15 protein-coding genes and 1 tRNA gene are annotated in these 16,855 nt (G+C 43.1%); 3 read left to right on the top strand and 13 right to left on the bottom strand.

Annotated features, from left to right (window positions below):
• Positions 1-6 precede the first annotated feature (6 nt).
• A complete protein-coding gene (locus tag ACZ49W_RS02400) occupies positions 7-201 on the top strand; it encodes a ferredoxin (RefSeq protein ID WP_464813746.1) in 195 nt (64 codons plus the stop codon).
• Here ACZ49W_RS02400 and ACZ49W_RS02395 read toward each other — a convergent pair.
• The 13 genes from ACZ49W_RS02395 to add all read right to left on the bottom strand — a co-directional run bounded on the left by ACZ49W_RS02395 (position 188) and on the right by add (position 15,273).
• Positions 188-676 carry an EbsA family protein gene (locus ACZ49W_RS02395; RefSeq protein WP_464813745.1) on the bottom strand — a complete coding sequence of 163 codons (489 nt, stop codon included), beginning with the start codon at positions 674-676 and terminating at the stop codon, positions 188-190. The genes ACZ49W_RS02400 and ACZ49W_RS02395 overlap by 14 nt on opposite strands.
• Before the next feature lie 48 nt (positions 677-724).
• A complete protein-coding gene (gene pepT / locus ACZ49W_RS02390; RefSeq protein WP_464813744.1) occupies positions 725-1,957 on the bottom strand; it encodes a peptidase T in 1,233 nt (410 codons plus the stop codon).
• A 112-nt stretch (positions 1,958-2,069) separates the two neighbouring features.
• Positions 2,070-5,762, bottom strand: a complete 3,693-nt coding sequence (locus tag ACZ49W_RS02385; RefSeq protein WP_464813743.1) for an SH3 domain-containing protein — start codon at positions 5,760-5,762, stop codon at positions 2,070-2,072.
• 155 nt (positions 5,763-5,917) lie between these two features.
• A complete protein-coding gene (gene ezrA, locus ACZ49W_RS02380; RefSeq protein WP_464813742.1) occupies positions 5,918-7,633 on the bottom strand; it encodes a septation ring formation regulator EzrA in 1,716 nt (571 codons plus the stop codon).
• Positions 7,634-7,728: 95 nt separating this feature from the next.
• Positions 7,729-9,684 carry a DNA topoisomerase (ATP-hydrolyzing) subunit B gene (gyrB, locus tag ACZ49W_RS02375; protein WP_464813741.1) on the bottom strand — a complete coding sequence of 652 codons (1,956 nt, stop codon included), beginning with the start codon at positions 9,682-9,684 and terminating at the stop codon, positions 7,729-7,731.
• A 118-nt stretch (positions 9,685-9,802) separates the two neighbouring features.
• Positions 9,803-11,029 (bottom strand): FtsW/RodA/SpoVE family cell cycle protein, encoded by a 1,227-nt coding sequence (locus ACZ49W_RS02370; RefSeq protein WP_464813740.1) that lies wholly within the window; start codon positions 11,027-11,029, stop codon positions 9,803-9,805.
• Positions 11,030-11,063: 34 nt separating this feature from the next.
• Positions 11,064-12,050, bottom strand: coding sequence for a YeiH family protein (locus tag ACZ49W_RS02365; RefSeq protein ID WP_464813739.1), 987 nt, complete (start codon positions 12,048-12,050; stop codon positions 11,064-11,066).
• Positions 12,051-12,115: 65 nt separating this feature from the next.
• Positions 12,116-12,187 (bottom strand) — tRNA-Arg (locus ACZ49W_RS02360).
• Positions 12,188-12,355: 168 nt separating this feature from the next.
• The gene (gene rplS / locus ACZ49W_RS02355; protein WP_464813738.1) at positions 12,356-12,703 is read right to left on the bottom strand and encodes a 50S ribosomal protein L19; all 348 of its coding nucleotides are present in this window, start codon (positions 12,701-12,703) and stop codon (positions 12,356-12,358) included.
• Between the two features lie 123 nt (positions 12,704-12,826).
• Positions 12,827-13,153, bottom strand: a complete 327-nt coding sequence (gene crcB / locus ACZ49W_RS02350) for a fluoride efflux transporter CrcB (protein ID WP_464813737.1) — start codon at positions 13,151-13,153, stop codon at positions 12,827-12,829.
• Positions 13,153-13,548 carry a fluoride efflux transporter FluC gene (locus ACZ49W_RS02345; RefSeq protein ID WP_464813736.1) on the bottom strand — a complete coding sequence of 132 codons (396 nt, stop codon included), beginning with the start codon at positions 13,546-13,548 and terminating at the stop codon, positions 13,153-13,155. The genes crcB and ACZ49W_RS02345 overlap by 1 nt, the downstream gene beginning before the upstream one ends.
• 180 nt (positions 13,549-13,728) lie before the next feature.
• Complete coding sequence (locus ACZ49W_RS02340) at positions 13,729-14,172, bottom strand: flavodoxin (RefSeq protein ID WP_464813735.1); 444 nt, start codon at positions 14,170-14,172, stop codon at positions 13,729-13,731.
• A 63-nt stretch (positions 14,173-14,235) separates the two neighbouring features.
• Positions 14,236-15,273, bottom strand: a complete 1,038-nt coding sequence (gene add, locus ACZ49W_RS02335) for an adenosine deaminase (RefSeq protein WP_464813734.1) — start codon at positions 15,271-15,273, stop codon at positions 14,236-14,238.
• A gap of 214 nt (positions 15,274-15,487) precedes the next feature.
• Between add and ACZ49W_RS02330 the strand changes: the two genes are divergently transcribed.
• Together ACZ49W_RS02330 and ACZ49W_RS02325 are read left to right on the top strand one after the other, a co-directional pair.
• Positions 15,488-16,420 (top strand): DHH family phosphoesterase, encoded by a 933-nt coding sequence (locus tag ACZ49W_RS02330; RefSeq protein WP_464813733.1) that lies wholly within the window; start codon positions 15,488-15,490, stop codon positions 16,418-16,420.
• A 90-nt stretch (positions 16,421-16,510) separates the two neighbouring features.
• On the top strand, positions 16,511-16,753 hold the full coding sequence (locus tag ACZ49W_RS02325; RefSeq protein WP_273414229.1) for a type B 50S ribosomal protein L31: 243 nt from the start codon (positions 16,511-16,513) through the stop codon (positions 16,751-16,753).
• The last annotated feature ends 102 nt before the right edge of the window (positions 16,754-16,855 follow it).

Here is a 16,855-nt window from a genome sequence, read left to right as displayed (position 1 = left end):
AATAGTATGAAAGTATCACTTATTCCAGAAAGATGTATTGCTTGTGGTTTGTGTCAAACCTACTCGGATGTTTTTGACTACCATGATGATGGGATTGTCAAGTTTGCTCATACAGAAGATCTCACCGCAGAACTCCCTGATGACAAGGACACTCTGCTTGCAGTGAAGTCTTGCCCTACCAAAGCCCTTATCGTTGATTAGGGGCTTTTTTTTCTTTCTGATAAAACTCAAAATAATCGAGATTGATAAAATTATCCATCAACTCCACCTCGCCCTTAAAATCTGGGTGAAGAGCCAAGTCATCTAGAAAATACTTCTTGGTCCATTTTCGCATGTAAAACAGACGCTTTTTTTGATGAATCATGACTAAGGTCAGCGTTGATTTGGTCACCTCTATCTTCTCAATATCACTAATCTTAACGCGAGATGGTTTAAAGGGATTTAGGGAAATAATACGCAAATAATCCCTTTCAATCACAAAGTAACGATGAAAACCAAGTCCCACCAACACAACAAATAAGATAAACAAAATAAAGATATTGCGAGGAATGGTTGTGTGTTCATAAACCAAAGCCAAACTAAGAAAGATAGGAGCAATGGCGATAGACCAGTAAGTGATAAACCAAGACAATTCTGGTTGCCAGTGGTACCTCACCTTACCAAATATTTTTATCATATCGAAACCTCCATTACTACCCATTCTATCATAGTTCGTCCTTTTTTTCTAGTTTTCTACGGATTTACGAGTCGAAATTCCGACAATCACTTGGACAGCCTCTTCCATGGTTTCTAGACTGACAAACTCAAAACGCCCATGCATGTTTTCACCACCTGCAAAGATATTTGGCGTTGGAATCCCCATAAAGGAAATCTTTGACCCATCGGTTCCACCGCGAATCGGCTCAACAATCGGGGTAATCTTCAATTCTTCCATGACTGCCTTAGCGAGCTCAACAGGTGTCATATCTTTTTCGATGACTTCTTTCATATTACGATATTCATCATGCAAGGTCAAGATAATCCGCTCTTCACCAAGTGCTTGATTCATCCGATCAGCGATTTCTGCCATATAAGCCTTGCGGCGCTGAAAGTCCTTTTCTTCAAAATCACGGATAATGTAGTAGCTCTCTGCCTCTTCAACAGTACCTGCCATCTCTAGCAAGTGGTAAAAACCTTGATAGCCATCTGTCACTTCTGGACGCTCCGTTTCTGGCAATTCTTTGTGGAAATCCATGGCTAATTGAAGGGCATTAATCATTTGTCCCTTGGCAGTCCCTGGATGGACATTGCGTCCTAAAAAGCGTAAGCTAGCAGAAGCAGCATTAAAAGTTTCATACTGCAATTCTCCTAAAGGACCACCATCCACCGTATAAGCAAAATCCACATCAAAATCAGCCACATCAAAAAGATCGGCACCACGTCCAATTTCCTCATCAGGACCAAAGGCCACACGAATTTCTCCGTGGGGAATTTCTGGATGAGAAGCCAAGTAGCTCATCGCCGTCATAATTTCTGCGATACCAGATTTGTCATCACTCCCCAGCAAAGTCGTGCCATCTGTTGTGATAAGGGTCTGACCGACATAATTCTTTAACTGCGGAAACTCCGCAGGATTGAGCTGAAAACCACTCTCGCCTAGCGGAATCACGCCACCATCATAGTTTTCAACAAGTTGTGGATTAACCCCTTCAGCATTAAAGTCCGCAGTATCAATATGTGAGATAAAGCCGATTTTATAAGAGAAATCCTCACTATTAGCAGGCAAAGTGCCTACCACATAGCCATTGTGTTCAAGGTAGTGAACCCTTTCTAAACCGATAGCTTCCATCTCTGGCTTCAAGACATTGAGCGCAAAATCAACCTGACTTTGGGTGGAAGGGACAGTCGTGCTATCCGCATCACTTCTCGTGTTGATTTTAACATAGGATAAAAAGCGATTTAACAAGGCATCTTTCATTGCTGCTTCCTCATTTCTTTTCAGTTAGTTCCATTATATAAGAAAATACAAAGAAAACAACTAAAAAGTATGTCAGGGACATACTTTTTAGCAAACTATTGTATCGCTACATTTAGGCTTTCGTCATCAATTTGACAAAAGGCAAACCTTGTGTGCGATCTTCTGGGAATTGACTTTGCGTATTAAACAAATGATCAATACTATACCATCCACTAAGGGCTGGAGTATATGGGTCCTTGGCATAGGTCTTACCATTGTCATAACCTTGTAGAACGAGCTCGTGACTGAGGCTGCCTGCAATCCGAACAAATGGATTTCCTTGGATGGCTGCCAAGACATAAGCTCCCTCTTTCAGAGCATCTGCGATTGCTTCTTTGGAATTAAGAACCATCGCATCCAAGTTCCATTTTTCTGCTGCCCTAAAGATACCATCTTGAGAAGTACCCGCTTCTCTTTTATTAAAGGTATCTGTTTCCTTATACAAGTAATCAGCCACATCTGTTGGCTTCACATTTTCCCCTGTCATAGAACGAATAACCATAGCAAGACTGGTCGGTACACAGCCAGAATAGTCAAGATTATAAGAACCGTAAACTTTTCTACTCCATTCTGGGTCTCGTTGAGAATAGTAAACATCACTAATCTCATTTACATTACGATCGGCTATTTTTGATGTCTTAACCGCTTCCTTAACCACTGGAGTAGCTGGTTGAGAGGCTGCCATTTGCTCTACCGCGATATAACGACGGTGACCTCCAAAAGAGATGTAGCTGAGCCAATTGTAACCGTCCGCATTCACAACCTTGTCATAATTGACTCTGTCACCAACTTGATAAGTCGCTAAAACGGGTGAGGATACTTTGGGCTCTGCTTTAATATCAGACGCTTTGGTAAAGGTGTAAGTACCTGACGCTGGAAGATTAGTCGTTGGACGACTCACTACTGGTTGCGCTGGCGTGCTTGGTTTGACTGTTTCAACGGGTTTAGTCTCAACCTTAGGTTCTTCCTTGACTGCTGGAGTTGTTGGTTGAGTAGCCACAGCCTTTTCAACCGCTACATAGCGGCGATTGCCGCCATAAGAAATGTAACTGAGCCAGTTATAGCCATCAGCGTTGACGACCTTATCGTAGTTGACACTTTGACCAACTTGGTAGGTCGCTAAAACGGGTGAAGATACTTTAGGCTCTGCTTTAATATCAGACGCTTTAGTAAAGGTGTAAGTACCTGAAGCTGGGAGCTTAGTCGTTGGGCGACTCACTACTGGTTGTGCTGGGGTACTTGGTTTAACTGTTTCAACAGGTTTAGTTTCAACCTTAGGCTCCTCCTTGACTGCTGGAGTCGTTGGTTGAGTGGCTGCCATTTGCTCTACTGCGATATAACGACGGTGACCTGCAAAGGAGAGGTAACTGAGCCAGTTATAGCCATCTGCGTTGACGACCTTATCATAGTTAACACTTTGACCAACTTGGTAGGTCGCTAAAACGGGTGAAGATACTTTAGGCTCTGCTTTAATATCAGACGCTTTAGTAAAGGTGTAAGTACCTGACGCTGGGAGTTTAGTGGTTGGGCGACTCACTACTGGTTGTGCTGGGGTACTTGGTTTAACTGTTTCAACAGGTTTAGTTTCAACCTTAGGCTCCTCCTTGACTGCTGGAGTCGTTGGTTGAGTGGCTGCCATTTGCTCTACTGCGATATAACGACGATGCCCTGCAAAGGAGAGGTAACTGAGCCAGTTATAACCATCTGCGTTGACGACCTTATCATAGTTAACACTTTGACCAACTTGGTAGGTTGCTAAAACGGGTGAAGATACTTTAGGCTCCGCTTTAATATCAGACGCTTTGGTAAAGGTGTAAGTACCTGAGGCTGGAAGCTTAGTCGTTGGGCGAGTGACTACTGGTTGTGCTGGCGTGTTTGGTTTAACCGTTTCAACAGGCTTAGTCTCAACTTTTGGTTCTTCCTTGACTGCTGGAGTTGTTGGTTGATTAGCCGCAACTTTTTCAACTGCTACATAGCGGCGATTGCCACCGTAAGAAATGTAACTGAGCCAGTTGTAGCCATCTGCGTTGACGACCTTATCATAGTTAACTCTATCACCAACTTGGTAAGTTGCTAGAGCTTGTGATGATATTTTTGGCTCCGCCTTAACATCTGAAGCTTGCGTAAACGTATAACTACCAGACGCTGGGAGTTTAGTAGTTGGGCGACTCACTACTGGTTGTGCTGGCGTGCTTGGTTTGACTGTTTCGACTGGTTTATTCTCAACCTTAGGTTCTTCCTTGACTGCTGGAGTCGTTGGTTGAGAGGCTGACATTTGCTCTACCGCGATATAACGACGGTGACCTCCAAAAGAGATGTAGCTGAGCCAATTGTAACCGTCTGCATTCACAACCTTGTCATAATTGACTCTGTCACCAACTTGATAAGTCGCTAAAACGGGTGAGGATACTTTGGGCTCTGCTTTAATATCAGACGCTTTGGTAAAGGTGTAAGTACCTGAGGCTGGAAGATTAGTCGTTGGGCGACTCACTACTGGTTGCGCTGGCGTGCTTGGTTTGACTGTTTCAACAGGCTTAGTCTCAACTTTGGGTTCTTCCTTGACTGCTGGAGTTGTTGGTTGAGTAGCCGCAACTTTTTCAACTGCTACATAGCGGCGATTGCCACCGTAAGAAATATAGCTGAGCCAGTTGTAGCCGTCTGCATTGACGACCTTATCATAGTTAACTCTATCGCCAACTTGGTAAGTCGCTAGAGCTTGTGATGACATCTTTGGCTCTGCCTTGACATCTGATGCTTGCGTAAACGTATAACTGCCTGAAGCTGGGAGCTTAGTGGTTGGGCGAGTGACTACTGGTTGTGCTGGCGTGCTTGGTCTTGATGGTGCTACTGTTCCTGATGATTTATCATTTGGATTGAAGGCCTTATAGTAGCTCAAGATCCCTTTGACAATTCCATCTGCTAATTTTTCTTGGTAAGCAGGCGTCACCAATTTTGCCCGCTCTGCCGGGTTTGACACATATCCCAACTCAACGAGAACTGCTGGTGCAGTGGTCTCTCTCAATACAGAGAAAGTATTTCTTTGGACACCACGGTTGATGGCTCCTGTTTCTTGGACTGTGTATTTTTGGATCTCATCAGCCAAATAAGCACTGCGCTTGAGGCGTTCTGGGTTAACATGGTATTGGCTGTTAATTCTTGAAGGGTATTCAGGAAAAGCTTCATACCAATAGGTCTCAATTCCAGAAGCGCTCGCACTTGGAGAAGCATTGATATGAATGCTGACAAATAAGTCAGAATCACTGGCATTCACGTCTTTAGAGCGGTCGATCAATTCGACAAAATGATCCGTCGTTCTAGCAGAATGAACCGCATAGCCTGCATCTTGCAATTTTTCCTTAACGAGATTATGAATAGAAAGCGTTAAATCTTTTTCATTCACTCCGCCATAGCTAGCACCTGGATCTTTCCCGCCATGACCTGCATCAAGATAAACGACTTTATTGATGGTTTGATAGTCACCTTGTGACGCAGACGTCGCTGCCTCACCTAGCCCTCCAACTTCTGAGACAGGAGCTGGGGCTTTAGGAATATCAGATACCACTGGGGCGCCCGCATTATTGACAGACGCACTCGTATCGCTTTGGGACGACGCTTTGTCAGATACAGTCGTTGCTGTTGTATCGACCGTGCTAGTCGGTGTCCCTTCTGTGTCCGCTGAAACAAGAGCTGCTTGCCCTACTGCCGCTACAATAGCTATACTAGCGACAACCCAGCGTTTTTTTGCTTTATACATCTTTTTACGCATAAGCTTCTCCTTCTTTATTAGAACCTGTTCGGGGTAATTCTACCACAATTTTGTTAACTTTTCAACAAGAAATCTATTGCTCTTTTTTGATTTCTAGTCTTCATTTCTTTATTCGTAAAATAAAAAAAGAAATGAGCCAATAATCTCATTTCTTTTTAAAAAACAATGGTTTCTTTAGTCTTGTCATAAGAAGATACAAAACGCTCTGTCACGCCTGGCTCAACCAATTCTAAGGCGTAAGAAATCTCATCAAAAGAGGCTTGATAATCATAATCTTGCTCAAAGAGTTTCAAGGCATGCTCAAAACTACTTTGAACGTTTGGTTCAAAACTACGATAGCGATTGGAATATTGTAGTAACTGCTCTGTCAAAACAGCATTCTTAACTACTTGATAAGTGGTCCGCTCTAGGTTTTCAATCGCTTTAATCACCACTTCTCTTAGGCGCGCGACTGCTTGAATATCAATTTTAACTCTGCTCAATTCTCCGATTAAGGCTTCTAATTGCGAGCTGGTTGTAAAAAAGACGCTCAAGAAGTCCTGCGGGATGCCAGGGAGATTGCGTTTTTCCATGTAACGTTTGATGACATGGAGTTTATTAACATAGGAATCGATATTTTGACGTGCTTTGTCCTCGATTTGTTCAAGGTCTTGCAAGTTCGTAAACAGCTCGATTTGAGCTGCTTCTAGTGCATTCAATTTTCTAAGCTGCTTGGTCAAAATACTTTCCAATTCAGAATAAGGCTTGGTCTGTTCTTCCAAAATGGGCTCAACAATCGCCTTAACCTTATCAAGCTCTGAAGCAAATTGATGAATGGTGGCACTGTGGTTATCTGTTAAGGTATAACGCTTCAATAAGCGATCAAGCTCTTCATTTAACTTCTCATTATTAGAAGTCACATGCTCCAAGTAAGCTGGAAGCATCTTGAGATCCCTTGCGACCACCTTATAAGAAGCTATCTCTCTTTGGAACAAGTCGTATAAGAAATCAATCTTGCGCTGGATTTCTTCATTTTCACGCTTGGCGCGCTCCAAATCCAAGCTAACCAACTCCGAACTATTGCTACTGATGGCTTCTCGGATAGATTGGAAACGTGCTTCAACATCACGTTCTACAAAGTGATAGTGCTCCTCAAGCAGTTTGCGATAGCCAGACTCTAAGTCCTCCAACTGATCTGGAAAATCATCTTCTAGTTTTGCAACAATAGCTGGAATCTGCTCTGAAATTTGCCCCAGTGCAATGGTATGCTCTTCTGCACGATCCAAGATTTCGGAGGCTTCAATTGGATCTCCTGAAGAGTTGAGGGCGACAAATTGAGAAAACTCTGCCTCAATATTCCCCAACTGTTTTTGAATTTCAGGAAAGGTTGACCCAAAATTATCCGAATTTTCCTCGATAGAAGCCTGCAACTCTTCATACAAATCAAGAGCGTGGGTCACTCTAGCACTATTTTTTTCTTCTTGCTCACGCAATAAAGCGAGACCTTCTTGGATAGCTGTGATGTCATCTTCAATGACCTTTAGCTGACTTTCCACTTTTTTGATTTCATTATTAGCACGAACAAAGTTAAAGGTGGCATTGTAGTTTTCCGCTTCAACCAGATGTTGTTCAAGGCTCTCTAAAGAATTAACCGAAACATCTAACCACTTTTGATGCCACTCTCTAAAACTCGCCTGACTTTGACCAATCAAGTTGAGTTTTTTGACCCGATCCATCTCTTCTTCGACTGGTCGTTGCATCAATTCTTGTTTTTGTTCTTCTAAATGAGCGATTAAGGCGTCATTTCGCCTTCTCACTACGATGCTGAATAAATAGACGGCTATGAGAATAATCACAATCGCCACAATCAGCCAAACAATTCCGCTCGACATTTTTTTCTCCTTCAGTAATCTTTTTTCTTCTAAAAATACGCGATAACGTTACGATTATACCATACTCCTAGCGGATTTTCAAAAACAATCCTGAATTAAATATCTAACGTACTGTACACGGCATTTTCTTCAATAAATTCTCGTCTTGGCTCAACCCGGTCTCCCATCAACATATCAAAGATTCGGTCAGCCTCTGCTGCATCGTCCACTGAAACACGCGCCATTAAACGGTGTTCTGGGTCCATGGTGGTTTCCCACAGTTGGTGATCGTCCATTTCTCCAAGTCCCTTATAGCGCTGAACCGTCGGTTTTGACCGCCCTTGGCTGTATTTTTCAAGAGCTTCTTGGAGTTTGATTTCTTGATCCGCTCCTGGTTGGATATAAGCCTTGACTTCACTGCCGACCTTGACCCCATAGATAGGAGGTTGGGCAATATAAACATAGCCTGCCTCTAAAATTGGGCGCATGAAACGATAGATCAAGGTCAACAATAAGGTTCTGATGTGGGCGCCATCGACATCCGCATCCGTCATGATAACGAGCTTGTGGTATCTCGCCTTTGCCACATCAAAATCCGCCCCAAAACCAGTCCCCATGGCTGTAAAGAGGCTACGAATTTCAGCATTGGCCAAAATCTTATCCATCGTGGCTTTTTCCACGTTCAAGATTTTTCCACGAATGGGCAAAATCGCTTGAAACTCACGGTTACGACCAGACTTAGCAGAACCACCTGCCGAATCCCCCTCCACGATGAATAACTCTGTTTCTTGAGGGTTATTAGACGAGCAGTCCGCTAACTTACCCGGAAGATTAGAGATCTCAAGACCAGACTTGCGCCTTGTCACTTCGCGCGCTCTTTTAGCAGCAATTCTAGCCTTGCTGGCTAAGATCCCTTTTTCAACAATCTTCTTAGCAATCTGTGGGTGTTCTAAAAGAAATCGACTAAAAGCATCGCTAAAGAGGCGATTGGTAATCTTAACCACCTCAGAATTTCCCAACTTGGTCTTGGTTTGCCCTTCAAATTGCGGATTAGGGTGTTTAACAGAAATCACAGCTGTCAAGCCTTCTCTGACGTCCTCACCGGTGAGATTGTCGTCATTTTCCTTTAGCAGTTTATTTTTCTTAGCATAATCATTGATGACCCGTGTGAGGGCTGTTCTAAAGCCTTGCTCATGGGTTCCCCCTTCATGGGTGTGGATATTGTTGGCAAAGCTGATGACCGTTTCATGAAAACTGGTGGTGTATTGCATAGCGACTTCGACGGTAATACCGTCCAACTCACCGTCCGTATAGATAGGATCTTCAAAAATAGCCTCTTTGTTGGCATTGATATACTCAACATAGCTGACAATACCACCTTCGTAGTGGTAGCTTCTTTCTTGCTCTTTGCCCTCACGTTTATCCACTAAGGTCAACTGCAAGCCACGATTTAAAAAGGCCAACTCTTGGATACGTTTGGCTAATTTATCAAAGTCATAGTCCGTTGTCTCGGTGAAAATCTCGTCATCTGGGGTAAAATGAACCGTTGTCCCTGTGCGATCTGTCTCACCAATCTGCGCCAAGTCAGCCACGACTTGCCCTTTGTGGTATTCTTGGAAATAGACTTTTCCGTTTTTATAGACCGTCACATCTAACTGGGTGGATAAGGCATTAACAACCGAAGAGCCGACCCCGTGTAGGCCTCCTGATACCTTGTAGCCGCCTCCGCCAAATTTACCTCCAGCATGGAGAACAGTAAAGACCGTCTCAACGGCTGGACGGCCCGTTTTTTCTTGAATATCAACTGGAATCCCACGTCCGTCATCGATGACCGTAATCGAATTGTCTGCCTCGATAATCACCTCGATATGGCTCGCAAAGCCTGCCAAGGCTTCGTCAATGGAATTGTCCACAATTTCCCAGACCAAATGGTGCAACCCCTCTTTTGAGGTTGATCCAATATACATCCCCGGACGCATCCGAACAGCTTCAAGTCCTTCTAAGACTTGAATCTGGCTGGCATCATAGGTGTCCAGTTGCTCCTGTTTTTTCTTGTCTTCTTCTCTTGTCATGTTTTCAACCTTTTTTCGTTAGTAACTCTTTTTATTATAGCACATTTTTAGTGAAATGGATAGCCTAGAGCGCTTTCATCACCCTGATTGTTCTTTCTAAGACTAAAAAAGAACGAGATTAGTTTCTCGCCCTTTTTTTGCGGGTCCGATTGGGGGTAAATTGCTGGTCAATGCCTTTTTCTTTTTTCACTTCTGTCTGATAAGACATAGATAAAATCAAGCCAACACCAATCATATTGCTAATCAAAGCACTGCCACCTTGTGAGATAAAGGGGAGGGGAATTCCCGTCAACGGTAAAATACCAAGACTGGCTCCGATATTTTCAAAAATATGGAATAAAATCATCATGATAAAGCCCGTCGCAATATAAGTGTAAAAGAGGTTATTGGAAATAAAGACCACTCTCAGCATACGATAAATCAAGAGAAGGTAAAGCCCCAGCACCACAGCTGATCCGATAAAGCCAAAATTTTCTGCAATGACAGTAAAAATCATATCACTTTCTCTGACTGGAACACTTAAATCCAAATGATTGATGCCTTTGCCAAAAAGACCGCCCGTTCCAATCGAAACCATCCCTTGGGTCTGCTGGTAAGCAATGGTCCCTGCATAATCAAAAGGATTGAGCCAAGCAGAAATCCGGTTAATCTGGTAGGTGTCCATTCCTAGGCTATGGAGCCATTCCCGACCTTTTTCATTGAGAAAAATCGCAAGAAAACCCACGACACCAATGGCAAAACTGCCAATGACAGGTAAAATAATCTTCCAAGAAATCCCAGATAAAAGGATAATGCCAGACAAAATAGCCACAAAGACCAGCGCCGTTCCAAAGTCTTTTTGCAGCGCCAATAAGACCAACACAGGAAGGGTCAATAATAAATCATAAGTGATGAGAAGCCCATCTCGCTTGAGGCTCGCTTCTTGCTTTTGCTGTTGAAACCAGACCGCTAAACGCGACAAAGAAAGGATATACGCGATTTTCATAAACTCTGAGGGCTGAAAAAGGGTCACAGAGCCAATACTTACCCAGTTTTTCGCCCCAGTCGCAGCTACTAGTCTGGGATTGTAAAGCACTAAGGGTAAGACCATCAAGACCAGACCCAAAACGTAGAAATAAGGGGTCCACTTCCACAAAAACTCCGTGCTAAAAAACATCACAACCAAGGCCGCCAGACAACCAACTGTCACCCAGACCAACTGCTGTCCCATCACTGGAAGAAGATTGTGAGGGTAATCATGATTGATGGCAACAAAAATAGCCAATAAGCCCATCAAGAGCAGACAAATCACGGGAAAAATAATGGAATAATCAATACGCTTGTCGTTTAACAACTGATGTTTCACTCACATCTCCTTTCTACCATACCTACCTGAAAATTTAAAATAAGATACCTTGGAGCAATAGGCTTGAAATAGCAACTGCCGCCCAAGCTGCTAAGCCTGTTAAAATGGGCTTGAGTCCTGCTTTTTTAAACTGTTTAAAGGAGACCTTGCAACCAATACCTGCTAGAGCCATGGCCATCAGACACTGCGATAGGGTCTTAGCAAGTCCCACCCCTGATTTTGGAAAGAAGGGAAAACTAGAGAGAACAGAAGCCAAAAAGAACCACAGAATGAACCAAGGAAAGACCGTTTTAAAGGAAAACTTGCTCTCACTTTTCTTTGAACGATAGACTTGAATCCCTGCTAAAATCAAGCACCCCGGCACGATCATCAGAGCCCTTGCTAGTTTAACAATGGTCGCAAAATCGCCAGCCTTGTCGCTATAACTATACCCAGCTGCCACCACAGATGAGGTATCATTGATCGCTGTTCCAGCCCAAAGTCCAAAATCAAAATCCGACAGGTGCATGAGATGCCCAAGCGCTGGGAACAAAAAAACTGCAATGATGTTAAAAAAGAAAATGGTCGAAATGGAAAGTGCAATATCTTCATCTTCTGCCTCTAAAATAGGAGAAGCCGCAGCAATAGCAGAGCCGCCACAAATAGCTGTCCCAAAACCGATTAGAGTGGCTACCTTAGAAGCTAATTTGAGGCGTTTTCCTACCAAATAAGCCACCAAAAACGAGACGCTAATCGTGATAAAGGTAAGAGGCAAGGAGCTCACCCCAATTTTTGATACTTCACCAAAAGACATAGTAAAGCCCAGCATAATCACCGCATATTGCAACAAACTCTTGCCACTATAAGCCACACCAGCTTGATAACGCTCGCTAACACCAAGGGTATTATTGACTAAAATCCCCAGGATAATCGCAAAAACACTCGAGCCAATGAGAGGAAAAAAACGCCCCAAACCAATCGCCACACCGCCTAAAAGCAAACACAGTCCGATACCAGGTAACTTCATCTTCCATTTATCCATTTGTCGTCTCCTTTGACTTCAAAACAAAAGAGAACCTTTGTAACAAAGATTCTCTTAAAAAATACTATCCCCTGCAGGAATCGAACCTGCAACTACTCCTTAGGAGGGAGTTGTTATATCCATTTAACTAAGAGGACTTAAAATCAGAGTGAGAACATCACTCTGATAGCGTCATTTCATTTGCTTTTAGGACAAGGCAACGCGTCAAAGACATCAACAAGACGGGCTAACAAAGTCATAAGAAACAAAGTAAATGACCATAACAGTGAAGAGCTAGTTGTTTCCTCCTAGCTCTCACTTTTTTCTTAACGGCGGATTTCTTTGATACGAGCCGCTTTACCTTGAAGGGCACGAAGGTAGTAAAGTTTCGCACGACGAACTTTACCGTAACGAACCACTTCGATTTTTTCAACACGTGGTGTGTGAAGTGGGAAAGTACGCTCTACACCGATACCGCTTGAAATCTTACGAACTGTGTACATTTCAGAAATGCCTTGACCTTTACGAGAGATAACAACCCCTTCAAAGATCTGGATACGTTCTCTAGAACCTTCGACAACTTTCGCGTGGACACGAACAGTGTCACCAGGACGAAAAGCAGGGATATCGCTACGCAATTGACCTTCGGTCAAACTTTGAATTAATGGATTCATGTTTATTTTTACTCCTTCTCTTGCTAATCATAAGTGCTTGTCCCAGCGGATTAGCCGTTTTTTGTGTATCCATTTTACACAAGTTTTATTATACCTTGTTTTTGGTTTGATTGTCAAGAAATTTTATACCAAAAATCCTAAAACCAAGGCTAAAAAGCCACCCACATAGGTCAAGAAAGTATAAAGGACAAAGATTTTTTTGTGCTTTAAAAGACGCAATAATTCATCATTTAAGGTCGAGTAGGTGCCTAAACCACCCAAAAAACCCACGGTAAAAATAGGATACATGGGAGAAGAGAAAAAATGCTTGGTCGCATACCCCATCAAAAAGGCCGCACATAAATTGACCAATAAGGTGCCTAAGGGGAAGAGGCGGTTCTGATTAAAGGCGGTGAAGGTATAACGTACCACAGCTCCCAAACCACACATCAAAGCGATGGCTAACCACATCAAACCACCTCCTTAAAGCAGCGATTGGCTAAATAATCCGCCACAAGAGCCACCAAAAGTCCGCCTATTAGGGTTAAGACAAGATCGCCTAAAAATGGCAACCACTCCCCTTTTGCTAGCTCTTCGTGTAGAGTGAGTAGAGGCGTTGCAATGGTGGTTAAGCCTCCTAAAAAACCAACTTGTAAGCCAACAATCCAAGTGGACGAAACGACTTTCCTTCGCAATAAATAACCCTTCACCAAAAAAGTCAGTAAAAAAATACCAACAAAGTTAATAACAGGAATCGTCCACCTCGAGACAAACCACTGCGTCAAAGTATAGCGCAACAATCCTGAAAGAGCAGCTAATAAAAACACCAAACTAGCTTTTTTTATACTCAAAAGAATCTGAGACAAAATGAATCACTCCCTATCTTGATTTTCTCATAAAGGATTGACGCAGTAGATGACTGGACTTTTCATTGGCTTTTCAAGATCACAAAAAGCGCCTAATCACCCTTGCGGAAGCAAGGGGAACTAAACATTTTTAATTTTGAGTTCTGTCCCACTCTCAAAAAGAGGCGTTTGTTTCGCCTCTTAGTTCAGTTGATCTGAAATCGCTTGAGCAAAGGCTTCTAAGCGTTCAATATCCTCTTCCTCTGCAGATAAATCGACTTTAACCGCATCAGCACCTTTGGTGGCGCCTGTTTCTTCAAAAGCGTCTTCAAAGTCATCCACAGCCTTACAGAAATAGTCGTAAAAAGTATCGCCAGAGCCAACAACACCGTATAGCTTGTCGCTCAAATCCAATTCCTTTAAATCATCGTAAAAATCAACAATCTCATCTGGCAAATCCCCATCCCCATAAGTATAAGTGGCAACAATGGCGACATCTGCATCTTCAAAATCACTGGCATCTACCGCTGTGCATTCATCAATATCAACGGTATGACCGAGTTCTCTCAGTCGATCGGCAACAATATCTGCAATTTCTTCAGTATTGCCCGTCATACTCGCATAAACAATTTTAGCTAATGCCATAATATCCTCCAATAAAACTTGCCTACATTATACCACATTTCCTATTCCTTGAGAACTAATAAGTTATCTTTTCTCCTCGCTGAGATAAGGAGCATAAGCCTCTTTTAGAACCGCTAGGAGTTGGTCTTTTTCTTCTTGCGAGGCAAAAGAAGCCAACAAAGCATCGCGGTTGTGCTGGTAAAAATCGGCAAAACTGGTCTGAAAATAACGCTGATAGAGGCCATATTCTCTCGTGAGAGTGGTCTGTGACACCGTTCGATTATCAGTATTGATACTAAGGGGGGCTCCTGCTTGTTTCAAGGTCAGATAAGGAAAAGCTTCTATCGAATCAATCGCCTTCGTTTGCAGATTACTGGTCAAGCAGAGTTCTGGTGTGACCTGATGCTTGATGAGATTTTCAACAACATCGGGATGCTGGGTGATGGCGGTGGCATGTCCAATGCGTCTTGCTCCAAGCTGGATGGCAGAGGAAATATTAGCCACACAGCCACATTCACCCGCATGAAAGGTCATGGGATAGCCCGTTTCTTGGTTGAATTGCTGTAATAGCTCTGTAAAGACTTCGGTCGGAAAATCAACTTCATTGCCCGCAAAATCACCGCCCAACAAGGTGTCACCAATCAAAGACTGACTTTCTTCAAAAATAGCTTTGGTTTTATCCTGCTTACTTTGTTTCATCCCACAAACCAAGGCTTTTGCCACCACTCCAAAGTCTTCCTGTCCTTTTTTCAAGCCAGCAGAAACCGCTTCAACGACTTCTCTCACACTCAAGCCTTGATCCATGGATAACTCTGGTGCAAAGCGGACTTCAATATAAATCACACCGTCCATAGCAGCCTGCTTGACCACATCATAGGCTGCCAAAAAGAGGGCTTCTTTGGTCTGAAGTAAGGGACGGATCACGTCAAAGGTCTTGAGGTAGTCCATCAAATTGGTACAATCTTTTGGCGCACTGACCAAGGCTTTCAAAGCCGCATCGCTTTCTGGCAAAGTCACCTTGGATTTTCGAGCCAATTCTCGGATACAGTCCAAGGACAAGGAGCCATCCAGATGACAATGCAACTCCACCTTGGCCAGCTTTTCTAAGGATTTATCGTTCATTTTTCTTACTACTCCAAATGTGTATTTTGACTATTATATCATAAGGTTCGATAAATACAAGACATTTTTTAGTTTATATTCCTTTTCTTTTTAAAAAGAACCAAAAGACGATTTTAAATCAGATTTCAACCAAAAAGGTTCGGCTTCGTTCTTGGTGACCTGTCTTTTTTACAGAATATGCTATAATAGAAAGAAAACATTTAGGAGACCAGTTATGTTTACGCAAATCTTAGAAACCATTCAAAATTATGATACCATTATTATCCATCGACACCAGCGTCCTGACCCAGATGCTTTGGGCAGTCAGGTGGGGCTTGCCCTCTTGTTGAAAGAGCATTTCCCCCAAAAAACCATCAAGGTAACCGGCTGCGACGACCCCAACCTCACTTGGCTAGCACAAATGAACGCAGTCTCTGACCAAGAATACGAAGGGGCCCTAGTCATCGTAACAGATACCGCTAATAGCCCACGTATCGATGACGAGCGCTATCAAAAAGGAGCTTACCTCATCAAGATCGACCACCACCCCGCAGATGACCAGTACGGCGACCTCAACTACGTTGATACGACTGCCTCTAGCACTAGCGAGATCATCACTGATTTTGCCTTAGCGACTGGGCTTAGTCTGACCAACGAAGCCGCTCGCTTGCTTTATGCAGGAATCGTTGGAGATACAGGCCGATTTTTATATCCAGCCACCACCAGCAAGACCTTGGAACTCGCAGCCATTCTAAGAAACTATGATTTTGATGCCAGTTTATTAGCGCGTATGATGGACACCTTTTCGCTTGATATAGCGAAGTTGCAATCTTATGTCTTTGAGCATTTGACCATCGATGAAAATGGTGTGGCTTATGTCACCTTGACGCAAGAGTTACTAAACAAGATGGGACTGAGCGATCTCGACACAGGGGCTATCGTTTCCAGTCCCGGCAAGATTGATACTGTCGAAACTTGGGCTATTTTTGTCGAGCAGCCAGAAGGCTACTACCGCGTGCGCTTGCGTAGCAAATCCGTTCCCATCAATGAAGTCGCAAAACGCCACGGTGGAGGCGGGCATCTCTTAGCCAGTGGCGCTGTTTCTGCGTCTATTGAGGAAAATGAAGCCATTTACCAAGAACTTCAAAAATTATTTGAAGAAAAATAGCGTTTTGACTTGAAAAATCAGGTACGATTTGATAGAATGTAATGGTTAATAACTATGGCTCAAAAGGGCTATGGCAGAAAGGAAATAGAAATGAAAAAAGATATCCATCCAGAATACCGCCCAGTCGTATTCCTTGACACAACCACAGGTTACAAGTTCCTTAGCGGATCAACAAAATCTTCTAAAGAAACTGTTGAATTTGAAGGTGAAACTTACCCACTTATCCGTGTGGAAATCTCTTCTGATTCACACCCATTCTACACTGGTCGTCAAAAATTCACCCAAGCAGACGGACGTGTGGACCGTTTCAACAAAAAATACGGTCTCAAATAAGAATCGTATCATCAAAATCAAAGCCTTTTTCGGGAAACCGAAGAAGGCTTTTTTTATCCCCTAAGACCTCTTAAAAAGGCAAAAAAGAGTTGGGATCTAAAC

Source organism: Streptococcus sp. STR1/CE/0325, assembly GCF_055386095.1.
The sequence above is the reverse complement of the archived record's forward strand: the minus strand, read 5'-3'. Positions and strand labels throughout refer to the sequence as shown.